Origin of the sequence: Skermanella stibiiresistens SB22 (assembly GCF_000576635.1) — a bacterium.
Taxonomy (GTDB): domain Bacteria; phylum Pseudomonadota; class Alphaproteobacteria; order Azospirillales; family Azospirillaceae; genus Skermanella; species Skermanella stibiiresistens.
In genome coordinates this window covers 232,409-251,675 of the sequence record NZ_AVFL01000001.1, presented here as the reverse complement: position 1 = coordinate 251,675, position 19,267 = coordinate 232,409, and the positions used below count along the sequence as shown (strand labels likewise).

Below are 19,267 nucleotides of genomic sequence, written 5' to 3'. Positions count from 1 at the left end.
TGTAAAAAAGTATAATCGAAGCGAAGACCCTGAAGTTTCGCTAATAAGTATTAATTAACATGGATTAAAACTTAATGCATAGTCCCTTGATCTTCGCCTGTGGGATCCTCTGTTGAATACCGGAATTGAACTCCTGAGGTTTCAGCTTCCAGCACCATTTGCGGGTTCTAGCAGGGTGCGCTAAAGCCGTCATCCGACAGATTCAATTCGCCCCAGCTTCCTGGGCCAAGGATTGAACCGCTTGCTGGGTGCACCCCGCTGGAGGACCACATTTCCGCCCACCATGAGTGTTATGGGGGTGTGATGGGCAAGCATCAGCCGAAAGCCAAGATGGCCACTGAAGGTGACGCCGCTCCGAAGTGGCCGCAGTTGTGTGTTTGTTTCCCGATACGGGAGGATCGGAATGAGACCGGAGATCAACAGGCTCTCCCGATCCCCGCTTCGCGATCGCGACCAGTGCGGGGTCGCGATCGGCTGTGGGTTCACAGAATTGGTCTGTCTTCAGGCCGACAACGCCGGCAGCGCCCGGCCAGTGCCACCGCCCGGCTTCCAGGCGATAACTCCATAATCCTGAGGTCCATAGAAGAAATAGTTGAACTCGTTCAGGATGGGCTGTTCGTAGTATCGATTGACGTTCGGATGCGGATGCAGGTTCTTGACCTCGGTACGGACGAAGCCGCGCGCTTCGAGCATGCTTTCGACCATCGCGCTAGGCATTGGTTTCAGATGAGTTGGATCGGAATAGAACGAGTTCGTCGCCACGAGGATGTTGGCCGGATTCGGCGTTTCGAACAACAGCATGCCGCCCGGCTTGAGCACCCTCAACGCCTCGTCAACCAGCGCGATGAAGCTTCGGAATGGCAGATGTTCGATGACGTGGAATGCGGTGATGGCCGATAGGCTGGAACTCTTCATCTCCCGAAGATACTCAAGTCCATCCGTCTGCCTGATATTCAGGTCAAGGCTCTTGCAGAAACTCACCATCGCCTCGTTCAGGTCGACGCCAATCGCTTGAATTTGATGTTCTTCCAGGAGTCGAAGCCATTCACCGCGCCCGCAGCCGATATCCAACACCGGCGCGTGAGCGGTCTGCACCACGGCGCGCAGCACCTCAGGGATGTAGACTCCCAAACGAGCCTGAACATCCTCACGCGTGCCGCGGAACCGGTCCTCGAAGTTCAGGTAGACGGTATCCAGCATATGGTCGCCAGCGGCGGCAAGTTTCTGAAGCTGATTCTCGTCGAATGGTTCGGGCAATCGGCGCCGGGCCTCGTCCAGCAGCATGGTGAGGCGTCGCTCCTGGTCCAGAAGGCTGATCCGGTAGCGCGCGAACTGAGATCCCATCTCGTTGACATCGGTCCGGGTTTCGCTCAGCAGCTTGAGATCCGCTTTCGAGTCGATCCGAGCCGCCTGCTCCGCTTGACGGCTGGCGACTTCGGCCACAGCATCCCCACGCGCGGCCTCGCGGTCGAGCTTGGTCACGAGATCGGCCAACTCGGAAACAAAGGCACCGATCCTGCGTTCGAATTCGGCATGCTCTGATTTCGTGAAGCTCGCCGTCTCGCTCGCCTGCAACTTGCCGCCGATATCCAACGCATGGGCGGCAAAGCTCTCCGACAACTTGGCCACCCGGTCCCGGTGATCGTTGTCGATTTCCAAGAGCCGACCCGAGAGCGTCTCGTCCAGATGGTTGACCCTATCCTGAATAGCCCGTTGGCCCGACTCGGCATGCCGGCCGACCGCTTCCAAGCCATCACGGTGGTTGGCATCGATCAGTGCCAACTTGTCGGCGAGATCGCTTGACACCCCGTTCAAGAGGTTTCTGTATCCCGTATCGAGTTCGGCCAAGCGGTCGACGAACGCGGTCGACAACGCTTCGAGCCGGTCACGCAGTTCCGTGTCGCGTTGAGCCAATTCGATCCTGAGGCCGCTGTCGAGATCGGTGATGCCGTCCTTGAGAAGCACCTGGTCATTGCGCACGAACTCGTCCATTTCCGCCAGCGCCGCCAAGCGGCTATTGGTTTCGGCCGCCCATGAGGCGACTTGGTCGCGCAGCATCCCATGTTCGTCGCCGAGCCGCCGCAGGGCAGCCAAGGAAAGGGCCAATTCGCTGCCGAAGTCCGTCCTAAGGTTGGCCAGCCGGTCTTGATGCTCGGCATTCAATAGGGCGATCTGCTTGTGGAAGACATCCTCGAGATCGGCGACGCAGTCCTCCAGGACCTTATGATCATTCCGGGCGAGTTGGTCAGCGTGGACCAAGGCCGATAGCTGGTCCACCGTTTCAGACGACAAGGTCCCGACTTGGATTCGCAATGATTCATGCGCTTCTTGAGCTTGCCGCGCCGCCATGGCGAACAGCACCAACTCGCGGCCGAGGTTTTCCTCGAATACGGACATGCGCTCCCGGCAAACGGCGTCCAGTTCGGTGATTTTCCGACGGAGGCCATCCTCCAGGTCGCTTAGGTTTTTCTCGAGTACGGACAGCCGCCCCCTATGAAGGGCATCCAAGTCGCAGATCTTCTGATGGAAACCATCCTCAAGGCCGCCCATGCGATCCTCAAGGATCATCTGGTCATTGCGAACGAGTTGGTCGGCATGGGCCAGGGCCGACAGCCGGCCATCCGCTTCAGACCACCAAGCATGCGATTGGTCCCGCAATGCCGACAGATGGTCGGCGACTTGGGACGACCATTCACCAAATTGCTTCTGAAGTTGTCCATGCTCGCCCGCCGCGATTCGGGCGGCCGTATCCAGGGAGGTCAACCGTTCCGCGAATGCGGCGTGATCGGCCCGGATCGCGTCGAGCTTCTCGGACCACAAGGGAAGTTCCTCGGACTGTGCGGCGATCCTCGCTTGGAGGATCGCGACCTCATCCTTGCCCGCCTTGGCACCATCGACTTCCACCAGAACAGCTTTGAGACTTGAGATTTCGTCAAGGATCGCGCGCCTATCCTCGTCGATCCGGCGGCCCTGCGCGGCCAATTCGCCCCTAAGCGAAGCAATCCCATTCTGGTGATCCGAACTCACCGCCTTCATCGATTCGATGGATCGCTGTAGCTTGTCCAAGTCGGCGTCAATCTTGCGCAAGACGGCGCCAACCTCCTCACCAACCATTTCCTGAAGCCCTAGGACATCGAGAACGGAATGGCGCACATGGGCGTCAAGCCGCTGTAGCACCTGGGCGATCTTGGGAAGGTAAAAAACGGAGATGAACAGCCTTGCGGCGTAGCCGATCACCGGCACCTTGTAAATTTGACTTGCCGCTGAACGGAACCAAAGGCCCTGTATCTTCACATGGGGACTCTGAGATTTATACTTTTGTCTCAGAGTGATCACGACATCGGTTCTGCTTGCCGCACCACAGCGCAGAAGCTCGAGAAAGTGTTCCACCACCGCCGCGTCCGGTTCCGCCTGGGATAGGGCACGGCAGGCGTTCAAAACGAAGTCGATATCATCATGTTCCAGGAGCTCGGCGAGGCGGTACCGATCCTTGATGACCAAGTCAGGCTTGCGGAGAGGCCGTCGCACCGAAGGAGGAATTGCAAGTGGCTGTCGCATCATGGGCTCCAACGTCATTGCGGTCGAGCCGGTTTGGACGTGATCGCCTGACTTCGGAATGACCAGGGGAGTGCTCCCGGTTGCTTCTGTTTCAGCATCATGAAGATCGAGCATGTCCATTCCTGAGGCGTGCGTGGCAATGAAAAACCTGATTCAGACGGGGGTGGCTTCGGCGATGCGTCTCTGGAAATAGGTCTTCATGAAGGTACTGGCGCCGTCGTCCAGCCCTTCGAACCGCATCTCCGCTCCTCGATGCGCCATGCCGGCCGAGGTGGCGTTGGCGTCGGCGCGCCGTTGGACAGCGGCGTCGATATACCGGGCCGCGACGACGTCGGGCATACAATGCTTGATCGCATATTCGCGGGCGGCTTGGCCGAGCGTGGACCTATGGGCTTCATCATCGGCCAATCGGAGCAGGGCCTGCTCCAACTCCTCGGCTTCGCCGATCCCCACGCCGATCTTGTGGACGACGTTGTCCGGAAGTTCCGAGAACCAGGCATGATTGGAGACGATCGAAGGTATGCCGTAGGACATCGCCTGGATCAGGGTCGCGGATGTCTCTCCCATGCTTGGGAACCGCAGGTTCACCAGTATGTCGATTGATCTAAGCAGGCGATTGAAACCGTTCTCATCCACAAAACCGGTCAGTATGACGTTGTCCCCTACGCCCCACCTGTTGATCTCGGAATGAACATCGCCGCCTTCACCGACAATGAGGAGTTTGAAACGATTGCTCCGCCTGGAGAGGCGCTTCAAGGCATCGAACACAATCGGCATGCGCTTTGGAGGACCAATGAAACCGAATGAACCGATCAGTATGTCATCCGGCTTCACGCCCAGCTCCGCTCGAACCGTCAAAGGATCGATTCGCAGGGTTGCTTCGACCATGTCGGGATACATGAGGAGCGGAGCCACGGTCACGTGGTTTCGGAAGCCGGCGGCACGAACGATGGCGGCCGTTGTTTCGCTATGGACGATCACCGACTTCGCCGAGTCCAGCACACGCCGCAGCATCGGATAGCGTTCCGGCTGATCATAACGCAGCACGTTGAAATCCACGCTCTCCCGCTCGATCGCGAAAAACTCGGACATTCGTGTCGCACCATAATTGTACATGAATTCCCGCAGCATTCCGCCGCGATCCAAACCAGCAATCAAGTAATAAAGCACGGCATCATGCAGTACGACCGTACCAGAAACTTGAATCAACGCTTTGTAAATACTGAGATGATAATATGGATTGTTTCCCAGATGATAAATCACATTATCGTAACCTGGCAGGGTTAGCAAAAGTTCTGGTCGAGCCACATAGTCGAAAACCCGCTGGGGAAAAATGGGAGATTGGCTGGGCGGCGGATCGAACAGATCGACGCCAGCCTGCCTCGCCAAAGCCGGCACCAAATGGTGCGAATAAGTGGCGATACCCGTTTGCTTGGGCAGCAGCGGAGAAAAATAGGCGAGTTTCACGCGAGCAGCCTTTCGATGACGATATCCCAATTGATGGCCAACGCATCGATGGTGTGCCGGCCAGCGGCTCCCAGCGCGCGCGCGCGCCTCGGCTCCCTGGCGAGGGTACGGATGGCGTCGGCGATCGCCAGCGGGTCGGGAGGTATGATCAGGCCATTCTCGCCGTGCTGGACGAATTCCAGCGGTCCACCCGAGTCCGGGTGCGTGATCACCGCCTTGCCCGCCAGAAACGCTTCCAGCGTGACATAACCGTAATCCTCGTCGTACACGCCGTTGTAGACGGCGAGACAGTTGGCGAACAGGTCGATCTTCTCGGCCTCCGTGACGACGCCACGAACGACCACCCGGTCTCCGCCGATGCGCTTCGCGGTTTCGACCATCTGGTGCCCATAGGCGCTGTCGGTCGAGCCGATCAGCACAAGCTTGACCGAGGGAGGCAGATGCTCGAAGGCGTCGATGATGAGGTGCTGGCGCTTGATCTGGTCGAACCGCCCCGGCGCGAGGACATAGGGCTCGAAGCTCCCACACCGAAACCGCTCCGCATTGGCCGGCGGGTGATAGAGAACCTCCGACTCGATCCCGTTGTAATGGCGAAGCCGATCGGTCACCTTCCGGGCGATGGTATATATGGCATCGTGGGCCGGCAGGAGTCGCTCGTCCCAACGTTGGATCTCGCCGGCGACCATACGCCCCTCGGCATCATGATGGAGGTCGCCGAAGGGCGTTTCGAACAGGTCATAGGCTTGGCGATGCTGATGCAGCACCCAAGCCACCTTGCTCCGGTGCTCGACATGGTAGGCTGGGAACTTGAGGGTCACGACACGGTCGATCGGCATGCCGTTGACCTCGGAAAGGTCGACCATGCGCGCCATCAGCATGTGGTCGAGGATGCGTGTCGGCGGATACCATTTGAAGGGGATGCTGACGATCTCCGCGTCGATCCCCCGCGCCACCAGCTCCCCCCGCAGACTTTCGGCCAGAATTTCGGCGCCACCCCTGATGAACGGCACCTGCACCGTGGCGATCGCGACCTTCATGCCAGTTCCTCGAAAACGGGCGCGAGGGCGTTTATGAAAAGGTCGGCCGTCACCGGCTTGGTGAAGCGGCTTAGGACATTGCGCCGTCCCTTGGCGATGACGTTCCGGCGGAGGCGCTCGTTCGTGCATACGTCATGAATCATGCGTGCGAAGAACGCATAATCCTGAAAGGAGCGAGGTGGGTCGAGCAGGATCTGCCCAAGACCGGCGGTCTCGCCAATCGCGGTGGAATTCACGGAAACGACCGGCAGCCCGCTCGCCTGGGCTTCTATGATGGGTACGCAGAACCCCTCATGCTCGCTGGTACAGAGAAAAAGGCTGGAATCGGCGAACAATCCGCGCAGGGTTTCGGGGCTCACCTGTTCGAGGAACTCGATATGGTCCAGCACGCCCAGCTCGGCGGCATGATTGACAATTCGCTCCCGGTACCCGAGCAGGTTCTCATCCTGGCCGCCGACGATCCTCAGCTTGATGCCAGGCCCGATCGTCAGCAGATACGCATGAATGGTGTTGATCAGTATCATATGTCCCTTGTTCGGCGCGATCCGCCCCACGAACAACACGGTATAAGGAACTGCCGGCAAGGGTCTGGCCGCATGATCGCTCATCATGGTGTTGACATGGGTGAAGGGTGGCACGATGGTGATCCGCTCGGGATTGGCGCCAGCTTCAACCAGTTCCGTCGCGTTGAAAATCGAGTCCGCCATGAAGCGATGCGGGCGATCGAACAAGGCGACCAGCCGCGCCGTCTGCTCACGTCCAGTGGCGCACATCGACCAATAATTCGGGGAATAATCGGCGAAAAAATCCGCAGGCGTTATATTATGGTACTTCATAAGCAAACGGGAAGGAGATAGGCGAAGCAAAGTCTCGCCTTTCTCCCAGATGATGCTGTGATGATAGATCAATATCGCGAAGTCGTGCCATTTTATCGCTTCGTCCACAGTCATCGTGCGCCCCTTCGCGAGGGTCACGTCATCGAAGTGTTCCCCAATCAGGACAACTTCAAAGCCACATTCCGTCAAAACATCGAACATACCGTGGATGTCATGGCCAATCGCATCACGGGCAATGATGTTACGGTGACAAATTCCAATTTTCATAGCGTTACCCGACAACGGATTGGATGACAAATCAGCTGAATATGTAAATCTTCAACGCCTATATTTTTCGACAAGCGTAATATTGAATATACGACTCCTCGACCCAAGATACTATTGGACTCCCCAGCACGAAGTCCTCATAAGAAAAAATGCCGGTTCTCGCCGTCGTGGGCATATGGCACACCCCATACCGATGCACGATCTCGAAACCGGAGGTGGTTAGCAGGGACGCCAGATGATCCGGATCATACTCGATGAAGTGTTCCGGATGGATGAACTTCAACCCGGCTGTCGCGGCATGAATATTGGTGATCCGGCCATTCGGTGTATCGAGGCAGAACATTCCGCCTGGTTTGAGGACCCTGTTCACCTCGGCGCACATGCGCTGTCCGTCGGCTTCACTGACATGCTCGATGCTCTGGCCGGACCATACCAAATCAAGACTTCCGTCGGGGATCGTGGTCAGGTTCACCATGCTGCCATAATGGACAACCACCTCACCCGGCCCGGAATAGGCTTGCACCTTGATTTGCCCATACGCGGTATGACGCTGCTCATCCGGCAGATCGACCATGACGAGCCGATCGAACTTATGCGGATATCCCATATGATAGATGGGAGCGTTGGCGCCACCCAGGTCCCCGATCTCCGCGGCGGGAGGCAGGTGAGTTCGAATGAGCTTACAACGCGCCTGATGTATATAGTACAAATGGTCCTTGGCTGCCCGCGTCACGGAACGCTGGAGAAATTCCTGTGACAACATCAGAGACCTGAGCAAGTCCTCGATCCACCTCTGACCAAGAGCGACCTTCATCTCGGCTTGGCGAATCGCTTCCGGTTCAGGCAGTCGCCCCAAGGTCGCTAGATATACAGTCTCGATCTTCTCACGGGCACTGGCTCCGAAATGATTCTTCGTTCCAAATGGTCCAACCATGGTCCTTCGCCTGTCCAGTTCATCCGCGGGCAACCACCCAGATGGACCTAGACCATATAGCCTAGGTTTACCTAATTTGATAGAGGTCGATTTCGGTGTTGACTTGGCTCCGCACTCTTAACTTCAGGCTCCGCACCTGCTCGGAAGCGAACGCTATGAGCGTCGTAACCAAACGTCATCGTGGTGGCATAGATCGAAAGATTTACCGACAGATCGAACATGGGCAAAGTTAGTAAAAATTTTATGAAGATTTTTTTTCCATGCCTGTCGCTTCCCAACTGGGGTTCCAAGCTGATGCCTAACGACCTGATCGGGGTCGCGTCACGGTATGGATTTCAATACAGCGGTTTCCGGGCCTTTCGCCGACTCCGGTTGGCTCGGGATCGCAGGCATCTCACCACAATATTTCATTGCATATCTTTGACAGTTGCACACTCTCATATCCAGTGCTAAAGATATATGCTTAATGGTCTAAACGTGCGTGATTTAGGTAACTTGATAGGTAGATCGCCTGACTTCGAACGGATTTATGACATGGGGGCCGACAGCCTCGGGAGTTACTTGCCAATGCCTCTCATTAATCTTAGAATGCCGCGCTCATATTTTAAAATAATCTTCGCAATTGCACTGATTTTTGGAGTATCATTTCTCCATATATTTTGGAGCGGTGCACCAATTAATGGCCCATTCATTTTCGGTGATGAAGCTAGTTATTTTGAGATTTCAAGAAATATATATGAAAAATTTTCCTTCTTCCCAGACGATCAATATAATCCTTTATACCCGGCTCTGATAGCCCCATTATTCTCTCTAGGCAATACCGCTGATGCCTATGAGCTAATCAGAGTAATAAACGCGGTGGTTTTTTCAAGTATTTGCATCCCGGTTTATCTATTCTGTCGGGCGTTAGATTTTAGCGAACTTAACAGTCTTGCGATGTCAGCGCTGACCGTAATCTTGCCTGCTTCGGCTTATGCGCATCTGGTGTGGGCAGATCCGCTGTTCTATCTCCTCACTGCCATGTGCATGTTGTTTACCCTGAAGTTCTTTCAGACCACTTCCGCGGCATCGGCGGCACTCGCGGGTTTGTCACTCGGCCTGCTGTTCCTGGCAAAACAATATGGATTGTTCTTCAATGCTAGCGCCATCGTGACAACGATGATCGCCATCGCGACAGTCCATCATAAGCGGCCCGCCTATGTCCGAGGATTGGCCCTCCTCATCCTCGGCATGGCGCTTACGATAGGGCCGCTGCTGATCCGCAACATCATCGCACATCAAGCGAACCCCCTGGGCTACAGGTCACATTTCGATACATATCTCCAGACAATAATGACCCTCGGGTGGGATGGCGGCGCCAAAGCCTTGGTCAATACTGGCTTCTATCAGATTTCCGGATTGATCTTCGGCACCTACGGTTTGCTTCTGTATATGCTACTCGGTGCGCTTTTCCGCAGCCGCGGTTTCTCTCGCGGCGTCAATTTGATCAGCGCCTTTCTGGCTATAGCCACAGGGGGAATCCTGATCATTTCGACCGTCCATATGCTGAGCTACGATCTGGCGCATTTTCCGAATGGCCGATATTTCGCCTCCTTCACCCCGTTCATCATTATCCTGGGATTTCGAATGTTGACTTGGCCCGGCGGACGGGAGATCGCCCCCTCGTGGGTGATCGTCGGTGGGGTGCTTGGGTTGACGGGCCTGCTCTACGCCTACACCCCACTGAGGGCATTGGTGGCTTTGAGTTTGGTCAACAATGCCGAATTGTCGTTCCTGAACTGGTTCATCAACGGTGTCGGTTGGTTGTGGGTTATGGACGCGTCAGCGACCGAAGCTCAGCGCGTGATCGTGGCCGCGTTGCTTTTCTTCCTCATGCTTGTCTTCGGATTGGCCAGGCGTCAGGTCCAGCCGGTCGCTTTGGCGGTTCTAATGGGTTTGGCTCTGTTCCAGAATTACCACTCACACAGGTTGATCGGATTGCTCTCGTCATCCCAGTGGTCGCACAACGACATTTTCCGGTTTGTGGTTGGAGCTCGTGATCAAGGCCTGATCACTCGGTTCGACAACGATCTGAAGGGTTCCAATCTTTCGTTCCACAGTCGATTCTGGCTGGGCGCGCCTGAACCCATCTTCATTGATCCCGCCGCCGCCATGCCGTTGACCAAGATAGAATTCGGCAGGCGATCGGGGAGTTCGGCGACCGACACCGTTGTCAGCCTGCTGGGTGGTGGTGGTGGAGATGCCGTTGAGGTCGAGACCGCGAACATCAACGGCCTGAAAGCCCCAGGATCGGATGAGCTTGGCCGCTGTCTGACGGAGGATACCATGCCCTTTGTGGCTACAGGCTCCACAACGGCGCACTTCTCGTTTCCCGTAATCCCAGGCAGCTACATGATCACCGTCCAGCCTGGGACGACCACCGAATGCGCGCAAGGTCCCGTGAAATTCCAAACTTTTGTGGATGGCGCGAAATTTGGCGGCGTGGCGCCTTGGAACATAAATTCGGGAGGATTGAAGGCCGAAGTCCAAGCCCATTCAGAAATGATTTCGATTGATCTTGCCCCAGCGTTTGGAGCCGTTTGGGCGGCCGCGGCGATAGAGATAAGGCGCCTCGACCCACCAGCGATATCAGCAGGGGAATCGGCCGACCTATTTGTGACACGACGTAAACTACCATTGGAGATCGCCACACGATCGGCTGATCTGTTCGTCTACAGAGTCGAGGCAGGAAAAACGGCAACCCGCTCCGAGAAACCCTCATCCTTCCATCGGTCGAGCGGTAACCCCTGATTGGCGCCATAAGAAAGGTTTGGTTAAGCCATTTGATATATGCATCCGCCAGTCCATTGGTCCCACCGCGGTCTCGTGGTCACTTCCATCATCTTTCCAGGATACCATGCCCTTCCTCCTCCTCCGCCCAGCCGTCGTGGCATTCCTGGCATTCGCCGTCTCCGTCACGATGATGGCGCTCTTTCTGGGCGGCGAGGCGAGGGGTCGAATGGAATGGCACGTGATGCCAGCCCAAGCATGGGGAGTTCCCGCGGAACTGGCGGCCCGAGGCATTGTCCCGCTTTACCATCGGGACGGCGAAGTCGGATGGGATGGCCAGTTCTATTATTATATGTCGAATGATCTTCTCGCCACAACCGACGCTTCCCTGCATATCGATACGCCACCTTATCGTTACCAGCGGGTCGGTCTCTCGCTGACGGCCTATGCCTTGTCGATCCTGACTATCCAGGACTGGGTGTCGCCCTTCACCTACTATCTCGCGAACCTCCTGCTGGTGGTGACCGCGACATATGTGCTCGCCGCTTTCCTTGTCGGCCGCCGTCTGCCGGTCTGGCCAGCCCTGCTGTGGAGCCTCTCCGCCGGCGTCCAGGTCACCTTGTTGAACGGACTGCCGGACGCGGCCGCCGATGCGTACATGATCATGGCGATCGTCGCGTTTCTCAGCGGCCGATGGCTGCTTTATGGCTTGGCTATCAGCATGGCCGCCCTGTCCCGCGAGATCTATGTCTCGGTGGCCTTCGTTCTGTTCGTCCACTTCGTCATGTCGACGGGAACGGTGACCGGCTGGCGCGTTTGGTTGAAGGCCAACTGGGAGAAGTTCCTGTTCCTCGCCCTGCCCGGCGCGGTCTTCATCTTCTGGCAAGCCTATGTCACGAACCGCTTCGGCATCGCTCCGCACAAAGCCGCGGGGACCGTGCTGGCCCCGCCGTTGGAGCAGGCTTGGTTCATGCTGCGGACGGCCCTCAGCGGCGAACATCCAATGTATGGCACGTCGTACCGCGAAGCGGCTGGCATCGTTTTCTTCCTGGGCATCCTCTTCGCCTATGCGGTGACCGCGATACGCATGATCGCCCGAAGGACTGGAGGAGCGGCGAGTCCCTTGTTCGCCGTGGTCATCGCGTTCATCCCGGCCACGCTCCTGTACCTATGCTTCGATGAAGTCGTGATGAAGCATTACAGCGGTTATATGAAACCCGCATCGATATTCCTTGTCCTGATCCCGCTTCTTTTTCTGCTGACCCAGAACAAGATGCCGGCCTTCATGAGCATGTTCCTGATCGCCTCGATCGCCCTATCTATGAACATCTTTCTCAGGGACCGCATACTACACGGGCCGTCGACGCTGGCTGAAAATTCCATCTATTCGGCCGCCCAAACGGTTCCCGCCCAAGCGGCATGCCTGCCATCACCAGCGGATTACCAATCCAGCCTCAAGTTGATCGGCATCGAAAGCTTCCATGGTCAGGACATCTTTCGCCGTATCGCCGGCAATCCCCGTGTCATGACGCTGATTCTCGATGTCACGAACCGGAGCACGCACGCGCTTCCAGTCTCCCAAGGCCTTGGTTCGGTCAGGCTGTCTTATCACTGGCTATCGAAGGACGGCAGCACCGTGGTCAGGGACGGCCTGCGCAGCGTGCTGCAAACCGCGCTGGAGCCAGGTGAAACCCGGACCCTGAAGATCAATGTCGAATTCACCGAAGGTTCCCCGGATGCGATCCTGCGCTTGTCGCTGGTTCAAGAGGGGTGCGCGTGGTTCTATCTGGCTGGCGATCCTGGTTTCATCGACATTAAGTTCCTGCGTTTCCAAGGGCTTTCCGACAAACACCAAGTTGCGGCGCTACCGCAAGCGAATCAGTGATGCCGGGTGAGCTTCAGGATCGATGTTTGGATTGACGGACAATATCAACCTGATCTTTCCCTATCCCGTTTTTGCAAATGGGAAACTCAACAAAACGAGATACGCAAGCGATAGCAGTTATTGATAATCACAATCCATATAGAAACATACGTCCTGCTCCGTAAATTTTGCGGTAATTTCATTTACTCCGGATTGTCGAATTCTCAACTTCTCTATGATTATCGCAGGCGACACAATGAAGATAATCACAATCGCAACAAGTTCATATTTTCGGCATGTCCAGAGACTTTGTCTTTCACTTGCCAAAACAAACAAATCCCGCGGTGTGACCATCTTCTGTGACGACGTCGACGCCATGGCTGACTTGGCGAAGCTCGACCAAGTCAGCGTCGAAGCCTTGGACGCCATCAAGACCCTGGGCGTCAAACGCGCCAAGTTCGAGGCTTACGCCCGGGCGGCGGCGCGGGGGGCGTTCCTGTATCTGGACGCGGACATCGTCGTGCTGGATGACATTTCCGAACTGGCTGGAGTCGATAGGATCGCGGTCTGCCCCGACGATCTTTCGGGATGCCAAGGGATCCAGAACAAGCGGTTCCCGTGGCGTGGCAACCCGGCGCTGGAACGGACCTCCTACTTCAACTCGGGGGTCATCGCGGTGCCGGCCGGCAAGGCCGCCTTGTTCGCCGACATCCATCAGGCGAGCCTGGATGAGGAATGCTGGCAAGCCCACATCGAACCAGGGGTTCTCTACGACAACCACTTCCTGGTGGCGCGGCTGCTGTTGCGGGATGAGCCCCTGTTCGAGCTGGATGCCGAAATCTACAACTGGCAGGGCCTGCGTGACAACGACTTCACTCCAGTGGTCGAACGCCGGGGCAAGCGACTGGTGAACCGCGCCAATCCGGCGAAGTGGCTGAAGATAGCTCATTTCGCCGGAGTCGCGGAACCTGACGATTTCCTGTTCGCGATCGATCCCGCGATCGGCAGCGCCATCGCCCAGGCCGCGACCGAGCCGGCCCGCTCGTCGGTCGAGTCCCCCCTCGTCATGCTGCTGGCCGGCCTCGCTCCCCATTTCGACGAGCCGCTGCCCGATCCCCACACCAGCGTCCTGGCCCGACATCTCATCGCCGAACTGCGGGAATTGACCCGCACCGGCCTCGCCAAACCCTACGAGGGTCGCGGTTCCTATCTGCTGGACCGCACGGCGATGCTGTCGCTCGCCTACTCCGTTCCCACCAGCAAGGTCCGCTGGAACGGCCTCCAGTGTGGTGGCGCCTATTTGACAGGACCGGAATACGCCTTCATCGAGGATATCGTCCAGCGCCATGGTATCCGCACCGTCATCGAGATCGGCGCGGGCGAAACCTCGATCCTGTTCAAGCGTCTGGGGGTCGATGCCCTGTCGATCGACGCCACCGAGGGACCGTGGCTCTGGCGCGCCCAAGAGGCTGGATGCCGCGCCATGCGGATCGGATTCGACACGAGCGAGCGCCTGTTCGACGGTGAGGCGCTGGAGCGGGCCATCGGCGGCTTCTCCCGCGAGGTCGACCTCGTCTTCGTGGATTCCCCGGTCGGCACCCTCAACCGCGCGGGTGTTCTGGATCAGATCCTCAGCCACGTCTCGACCAAGCGGGTTCTCTTCCACGACGCGATGCGGGATGGCGTCAACCTGTTCCGCCACATGAACAGGTACGGCTTGAGCGTCGCCGGCATGCTGGAGTCCGATCGCGGCATGGTGCTCTGCTCGACCGGCGGCGAGATCGCGGCGGTCCCCAACGGGCATCCCGCCGACATCATCATCGACCAGCCGGATTTCCGCCTGACCACGACGGACCTGATGATCGCCGTGGCCCCCGGACAATCCTTCGAGATTGCCGTGGAACTCGTCAACCAGAGTCCGCGGACGTTGTCGAGCGATTTTGTCCACCCCGTCATGCTCTCCTATCACTGGCTCAACGCCGACGGGACGATCCACCTGTTCGACGCGCCGCGCACGCGGCTGCCCTTCGATCTGCGCCGGGGCGGGAGGGCGAGCATTCCCATGACCATTGTCGCCCCGACACAATCCAGCATGTTCCGCCTGGAGATCGACATGGTGCAGGAAGGGGTTGCCTGGCTGGGTGAGCGCCATCCGGCCGGCAAATGCCAAGTCAAATGTCTGGTGGACCCCAATGCCGCTTCGGCGGCCCAGGGAAGGCTGCCACACTTCGTCGAGTCCGAATTCGCGGATCTCTGGTCCAGGTTCCGCGATCGGACCATGGTCCCGTGGAGCGTGCTCTATTCGGCCTATCGGGCGGCGCGCCACGTGGCGGAGGCCGGCATCCCGGGCGATATCGTGGAATGCGGCGTGTGGCGTGGTGGTTGCGCCGCCGTCATGGCGGAAGCCTTGGCACTCGCCGGCGTCACGGATCGACGGGTGCTGCTGTTCGACACCTTCGCCGGCATGACGGAACCTGACGAGCGCGATTGGATGGTGGGGGCGCCGGAGAAGCAGGCGGCGCCGATCTATCGGGCCCGCCGCCAGGAGGGTTTCACCGATTGGGCATTCGCCACCCGCGACGAGGCCGTCGCGACCCTGCGGGAAACCTCATACCCGTTCCACAACTTCGTCCTCATCAAGGGCGCCGTCGAGGAAACCATCCCCACCAAAGTACCGGACCTCGGCGATATCGCCGTTTTGCGCCTCGACACCGATTTCCATCAATCGACCAAACATGAGCTTGAGCATTTCTACCCGCGTCTGGTTTCCGGCGGCGTGCTGATCTGCGACGACTATGGCTGGTGGAACGGCGCGCGCCTGGCGTTCGACGAATACATGGCCGACAACAAGCTGCGGCTGCTGCTGTCGATCGATCCGTATTCCGGCGCGGCGCTCGCCATCAAGCCCTGAAACCTGTCATACCGCCGCCGCCGCGCGCAGGAAGTCCTCCGTCTCCTTCAGCCCTTCGTGGGAGCCGATCTCGTAGAAGCGCTGCTGAACCTCGTACCCCGCGAGCAGGCCCTGGTCGCAGAGCGCGCCGTAGACATCCGCCAGATCGAAGGCCTCTCCCTCGGCGTGGTCCATCAGCACCGCCGCGTCCATCACCCCCAGTCCATAATCGATATGGGCCATCTCGGGAACACGGGCCTTCTTGCTGTACAGCGCGATCCGCCCATCGGAGAAGACCACGTTGCTGGTGTCCCATCGGCTTTCGTTCCGATAGACCGTCATCAGCGCCGGCATGCCGGATGCGTCGAGGGCGGCGGCGACCGGCGCGAATGGAATGTCCAGGTAGCTGTCGCCGTACATGACGAGGAACCGCTCGCCCAGCAGCGGGAGCGCCTTTCGCAGCGCGCCCCCAGTCCCCAGCAGTTCCGGCCAGTCCACCGAGTATGAGACGGCGAGACCGAAGGCGGCGCCATCGCCGACGAAGTCGACGATCCGCTCCGACAGGAAGCCGGTACAGATCACGACCCGCGAGACGCCCTCACGCCGAAGCAAGCGAAGCTGATGGGCTATGAAGGGCTCGCCGGCGACTTCGACCATCGCCTTCGGAACCGTATGCGTGATCGGCCGCAAGCGGGTCGCGAGTCCGCCAGCCAGCAATGCCACCGGAGGCATCGCGCACCCCGTCGAAGCGCCGGGCGTCATTGGATGACGACCTTGCTGCCTTCGAAGTCGAAGCGGAAACGGACCTCGGACAGTCCAGCCCCGAGCATCGCGTGGCGCAAGCGCACCTTCTCCTCGGTGTAGAACATCAGAAAGCCGCCGCCGCCCGCGCCGATCAGCTTGCCGCCGACGGCACCGTTGTTCATGGCCAACTGGTACCACTCGTCGATATGCGGATTGGACATGCTGCCGGAGCGTTTTTTCTTGTGCTCCCAATGCTCATGCATGAGCCTGCCGAATTCGTCCAGCCGGCCCGCCTCGAGCGCCTCCTTGCTACGGAAGCCGAGTTCCTTGACGAAATGCAGGTTGTCGACCATCGACTTGTCCTCGGTCTTGGTCTTCTTGTCCTGCTCTTCCAGGATCGACGACGCTTTGCGCGAGAATCCGGTGAAGAACAACATAAGATTGTCTTCGAGGTTGGATAGGATTTCGCCGCTCACCGCCAGCGGCCACGCGTCGACCTTGCCGTCCTTGTTGAACTTGAAGCAGGTCACTCCGCCATAGGCGGCGATGTACTGGTCCTGCTTTCCGATCGGCTCGCCCAGCCGGTCGATCTCGATGTGGCAGGCTTGTTCGGCCAGTTCCATCGGATGCACCAGGTTCTTGCGGTGGCAGTGCAGGCCCTTCAGCAGGGCGGTGGTGAAACTGCCCGATGAGCCGAGTCCCGTGCCGGCCGGAATGTCGGCCATGCTCGCCAGTTCCAGGTAGCGGCCGTCCATGCCGACCAGCTTCAGGGCTTCGCGCACGATCGGGTGCTGTAGCTCGTCGGGGGAGGCGACGCGCTCGACCTTGGCGTATTTGACGATCAGGTCCTCGACGAAGGTCTGGTGGACCGTGATGTAGACGTAGCGATCGATCGCCGCCGCGATGAGGAAGCCCTCATGGTCCTGGTAATAGGACGGCAGGTCGGTACCACCGCCTCCCAGCGTGATGCGCAGGGGACTCCGGGTGATGATCATGGCTTGGTCCCTTGATAGACCTTCCCGACGATGTCGAGGTTGGCGTAAGCGTCATGGATGTCGCCGATCGGACGGCGGCCTTCGGCCAGCGCGGCCAGGAACTCTTCGAACTCCAGGTTCCAGGACCGGTCCGCGAAGGGAAATTCCCAGGAAGTCGTTTCCGGTGGCCCCATCTCCGGCAGCATCTGGTGGAAGGTCAGCTTTTCGGTGCCATAGCTGCCGCCCAGACCTTCGATGTGGAGTTTGCCGGTACGGCCGTAGATCTCGAATGAGAACAGGTTCTTCCACTCGGTCCAGGTGGCGTGAAGCCAAGCGACCTGCCGTTCGGCCGTTTGCAGGGTGAGAAAGCAGTTATCCTCGACCGGCGCGTCCCAAAAGAAGTTCGGCGTGACGCCGAAGACTTCCGTGAAGTCACCCAGGAACCAGCGCGACAGGTCGATCAGATGGGACCCTTGGTCGATCAGCTCACCGCCGCCGGAGATCTCCGGGACGAAGCGCCACTCCTTCTCATAGCCGACCCGGCCGCCATGGCCGTACCGGCCGCGGATGAACATCAGCGGTCCCATCACGCCGCTGTCCACGATCTCGCGCGCTTTCAGGAAGGCCGGATGGAACCGGTGGTTGAAGCCGACCTTGATCACCGCGCCAGTGCGCCCGCTGGCGGCGATGATGGGCTCCAGCTCGGCCGCTGTCCGGCCGGCCGGTTTCTCGACCAGCACATGCTTGCTTGCCTCGGCGAGCGCCAGGGTGATCGGCGCCAGCATGTCATGCGTGGTGGCGACCACCACCAGATCGACTTTGTCGGACTCGACGAGATCCCGCCAGCGGGTGGTCGCGCGGGTGTCATCACCGGAGCGGACCAACGCTTCGGCGCGCGCCAAGTCCAGATCGGCGGCCAGGGTGACCGGATGCCCGGCATCCCGCGCGGCCTTGGCGCGCTTTTGGCCGATGAAGCCGCAGCCGATGATCCCGATACGCATCCGGCCATCCCCTTCGGTGTTGTCGAACATCACTGCCCGTCCCAATTCTGGCCACGATCCTCGGGGGTGATGCGGCGGAGCGTATAAATGTCGCTCTTCGCCAAGTCCTCGGCCCGCTCGTGCAGCGTCGCCCAAGGGTCCCATACGGCCGCGAGCAGACGGCCGCTGATGCCGTCGCTGGCGGCCGATCCGAGGTAGACGCAGAGATCGGCGCCCTTTTCCAAAGGTGCTCCGCCCTCGTCGCGGATCCTCACCATCCGCGCATGGAACGAGGCGCCCACCCGATCCGGCCCGGCATCGACCACCTGATCCATCAGCCGGGTCGCGAGCGCGCCGGGAGCGATGGAGTTGACGTCGATGCGCGCGTCCGCGACTTCGAGGGCCAGTGTTTCGGTGAAGCGGACCACGGCGGCCTTGGACGCGGCGTAGGCGCTGACCCGCGGCAGCGGGCTCGTGGCGCCGCCGCCCGACAGGTTGACGATCTTGCCATAGCCAGCAACCCTCATGTGGGGAACCACCGCGCGGCAGGGGTAGACGGTCCCCATCAGGTTGATCTGGATGGCGGTCACCCACTCTTCCCAATCGATCTCCTCGATCGCACCGAGCGGACCATAGACGCCGGCGTTGTTGACCAGGATGTCGATCCGCGGAAATTCCGCCCCGGCTCGCGCGACGAGCGCGTCAACCTGATCGGGCACGGCGACGTCGGCGGTCTGGATCAACACCCGCTGCCCCGGAGCCAAGTCGGAAGACAGCTGTTCCTGGACGGCGCGGAGCGAGTCCCCGCCGCGGGCGCAGAGCAGCACGGAGGCCCCGGCCGCGACATACTGTCTGGCGATGACGGCGCCCAGGCCCTGCCCGGCGCCCGTGATGATCGCGCAACGGTCCGTCAGCGGTTTTGATGTGTGCGGCATTGAAATTTCCGG

General features: G+C 59.1%; 12 protein-coding genes. 3 read left to right on the top strand and 9 right to left on the bottom strand.

The genetic code is table 11. From position 1 onward, the window contains the following. Positions 1-501: 501 nt before the first annotated feature. The 5 genes from N825_RS36055 to N825_RS01120 are packed head-to-tail and all read right to left on the bottom strand — an operon-like array spanning position 502 to position 8,099. The gene (locus N825_RS36055) at positions 502-3,672 is read right to left on the bottom strand and encodes a methyltransferase domain-containing protein (RefSeq protein ID WP_198038139.1); all 3,171 of its coding nucleotides are present in this window, start codon (positions 3,670-3,672) and stop codon (positions 502-504) included. 39 nt (positions 3,673-3,711) lie between these two features. Beyond that, complete coding sequence (locus N825_RS01135) at positions 3,712-5,025, bottom strand: glycosyltransferase family 4 protein (RefSeq protein ID WP_157618925.1); 1,314 nt, start codon at positions 5,023-5,025, stop codon at positions 3,712-3,714. Next, positions 5,022-6,062, bottom strand: coding sequence for a glycosyltransferase family 4 protein (locus N825_RS01130; protein ID WP_037445990.1), 1,041 nt, complete (start codon positions 6,060-6,062; stop codon positions 5,022-5,024). The genes N825_RS01135 and N825_RS01130 overlap by 4 nt, the downstream gene beginning before the upstream one ends. Beyond that, positions 6,059-7,165 (bottom strand): glycosyltransferase family 4 protein, encoded by a 1,107-nt coding sequence (locus N825_RS01125; RefSeq protein ID WP_037445989.1) that lies wholly within the window; start codon positions 7,163-7,165, stop codon positions 6,059-6,061. The genes N825_RS01130 and N825_RS01125 overlap by 4 nt, the downstream gene beginning before the upstream one ends. 58 nt (positions 7,166-7,223) lie before the next feature. Further along, complete coding sequence (locus N825_RS01120) at positions 7,224-8,099, bottom strand: methyltransferase domain-containing protein (protein WP_084164133.1); 876 nt, start codon at positions 8,097-8,099, stop codon at positions 7,224-7,226. Between the two features lie 534 nt (positions 8,100-8,633). Between N825_RS01120 and N825_RS01115 the strand changes: the two genes are divergently transcribed. The 3 genes from N825_RS01115 (at position 8,634) to N825_RS36050 (ending at position 15,643) form a co-directional block, all read left to right on the top strand. Next, positions 8,634-10,889, top strand: a complete 2,256-nt coding sequence (locus N825_RS01115; RefSeq protein WP_157618924.1) for a hypothetical protein — start codon at positions 8,634-8,636, stop codon at positions 10,887-10,889. Positions 10,890-10,995: 106 nt separating this feature from the next. Continuing rightward, a complete protein-coding gene (locus tag N825_RS01110; protein WP_037445986.1) occupies positions 10,996-12,753 on the top strand; it encodes a hypothetical protein in 1,758 nt (585 codons plus the stop codon). A gap of 355 nt (positions 12,754-13,108) precedes the next feature. Then, positions 13,109-15,643 (top strand): TylF/MycF/NovP-related O-methyltransferase, encoded by a 2,535-nt coding sequence (locus N825_RS36050; RefSeq protein ID WP_198038137.1) that lies wholly within the window; start codon positions 13,109-13,111, stop codon positions 15,641-15,643. Positions 15,644-15,649: 6 nt separating this feature from the next. Here N825_RS36050 and N825_RS01100 read toward each other — a convergent pair whose 3' ends face one another. From N825_RS01100 to N825_RS01085, 4 genes are read right to left on the bottom strand one after another with little or no spacing between them, the layout of a single operon-like run. Further along, positions 15,650-16,354, bottom strand: coding sequence for a nucleotidyltransferase family protein (locus N825_RS01100; RefSeq protein WP_037445985.1), 705 nt, complete (start codon positions 16,352-16,354; stop codon positions 15,650-15,652). Between the two features lie 26 nt (positions 16,355-16,380). Further along, positions 16,381-17,361 (bottom strand): GHMP family kinase ATP-binding protein, encoded by a 981-nt coding sequence (locus tag N825_RS01095; protein WP_037445984.1) that lies wholly within the window; start codon positions 17,359-17,361, stop codon positions 16,381-16,383. Beyond that, entirely contained in the window at positions 17,358-18,371 is a 1,014-nt protein-coding gene (locus N825_RS01090; protein WP_198038136.1) for a Gfo/Idh/MocA family protein, read from the bottom strand. Before N825_RS01090 ends, N825_RS01095 begins: the two co-directional genes overlap by 4 nt. Continuing rightward, positions 18,371-19,255, bottom strand: a complete 885-nt coding sequence (locus N825_RS01085; RefSeq protein ID WP_037445983.1) for an SDR family NAD(P)-dependent oxidoreductase — start codon at positions 19,253-19,255, stop codon at positions 18,371-18,373. Before N825_RS01085 ends, N825_RS01090 begins: the two co-directional genes overlap by 1 nt. Positions 19,256-19,267 lie beyond the last annotated feature (12 nt).

Excerpts from the sequence above, each read along its gene's own strand:
- N825_RS36055 (WP_198038139.1), bottom strand. The coding sequence starts at position 3,672 with ATGCTCGATCTTCATGATGCTGAAACAGAAGCAACCGGGAGCACTCCC.
- N825_RS01130 (WP_037445990.1), bottom strand. The coding sequence starts at position 6,062 with ATGAAGGTCGCGATCGCCACGGTGCAGGTGCCGTTCATCAGGGGTGGC.
- N825_RS01125 (WP_037445989.1), bottom strand. The coding sequence starts at position 7,165 with ATGAAAATTGGAATTTGTCACCGTAACATCATTGCCCGTGATGCGATT.
- N825_RS01120 (WP_084164133.1), bottom strand. The coding sequence starts at position 8,099 with ATGGTTGGACCATTTGGAACGAAGAATCATTTCGGAGCCAGTGCCCGT.
- N825_RS01115 (WP_157618924.1), top strand. The coding sequence starts at position 8,634 with ATGGGGGCCGACAGCCTCGGGAGTTACTTGCCAATGCCTCTCATTAAT.
- N825_RS01110 (WP_037445986.1), top strand. The coding sequence starts at position 10,996 with ATGCCCTTCCTCCTCCTCCGCCCAGCCGTCGTGGCATTCCTGGCATTC.
- N825_RS36050 (WP_198038137.1), top strand. The coding sequence starts at position 13,109 with ATGGCTGACTTGGCGAAGCTCGACCAAGTCAGCGTCGAAGCCTTGGAC.
- N825_RS01100 (WP_037445985.1), bottom strand. The coding sequence starts at position 16,354 with ATGCCTCCGGTGGCATTGCTGGCTGGCGGACTCGCGACCCGCTTGCGG.
- N825_RS01095 (WP_037445984.1), bottom strand. The coding sequence starts at position 17,361 with ATGATCATCACCCGGAGTCCCCTGCGCATCACGCTGGGAGGCGGTGGT.
- N825_RS01090 (WP_198038136.1), bottom strand. The coding sequence starts at position 18,371 with ATGTTCGACAACACCGAAGGGGATGGCCGGATGCGTATCGGGATCATC.
- N825_RS01085 (WP_037445983.1), bottom strand. The coding sequence starts at position 19,255 with ATGCCGCACACATCAAAACCGCTGACGGACCGTTGCGCGATCATCACG.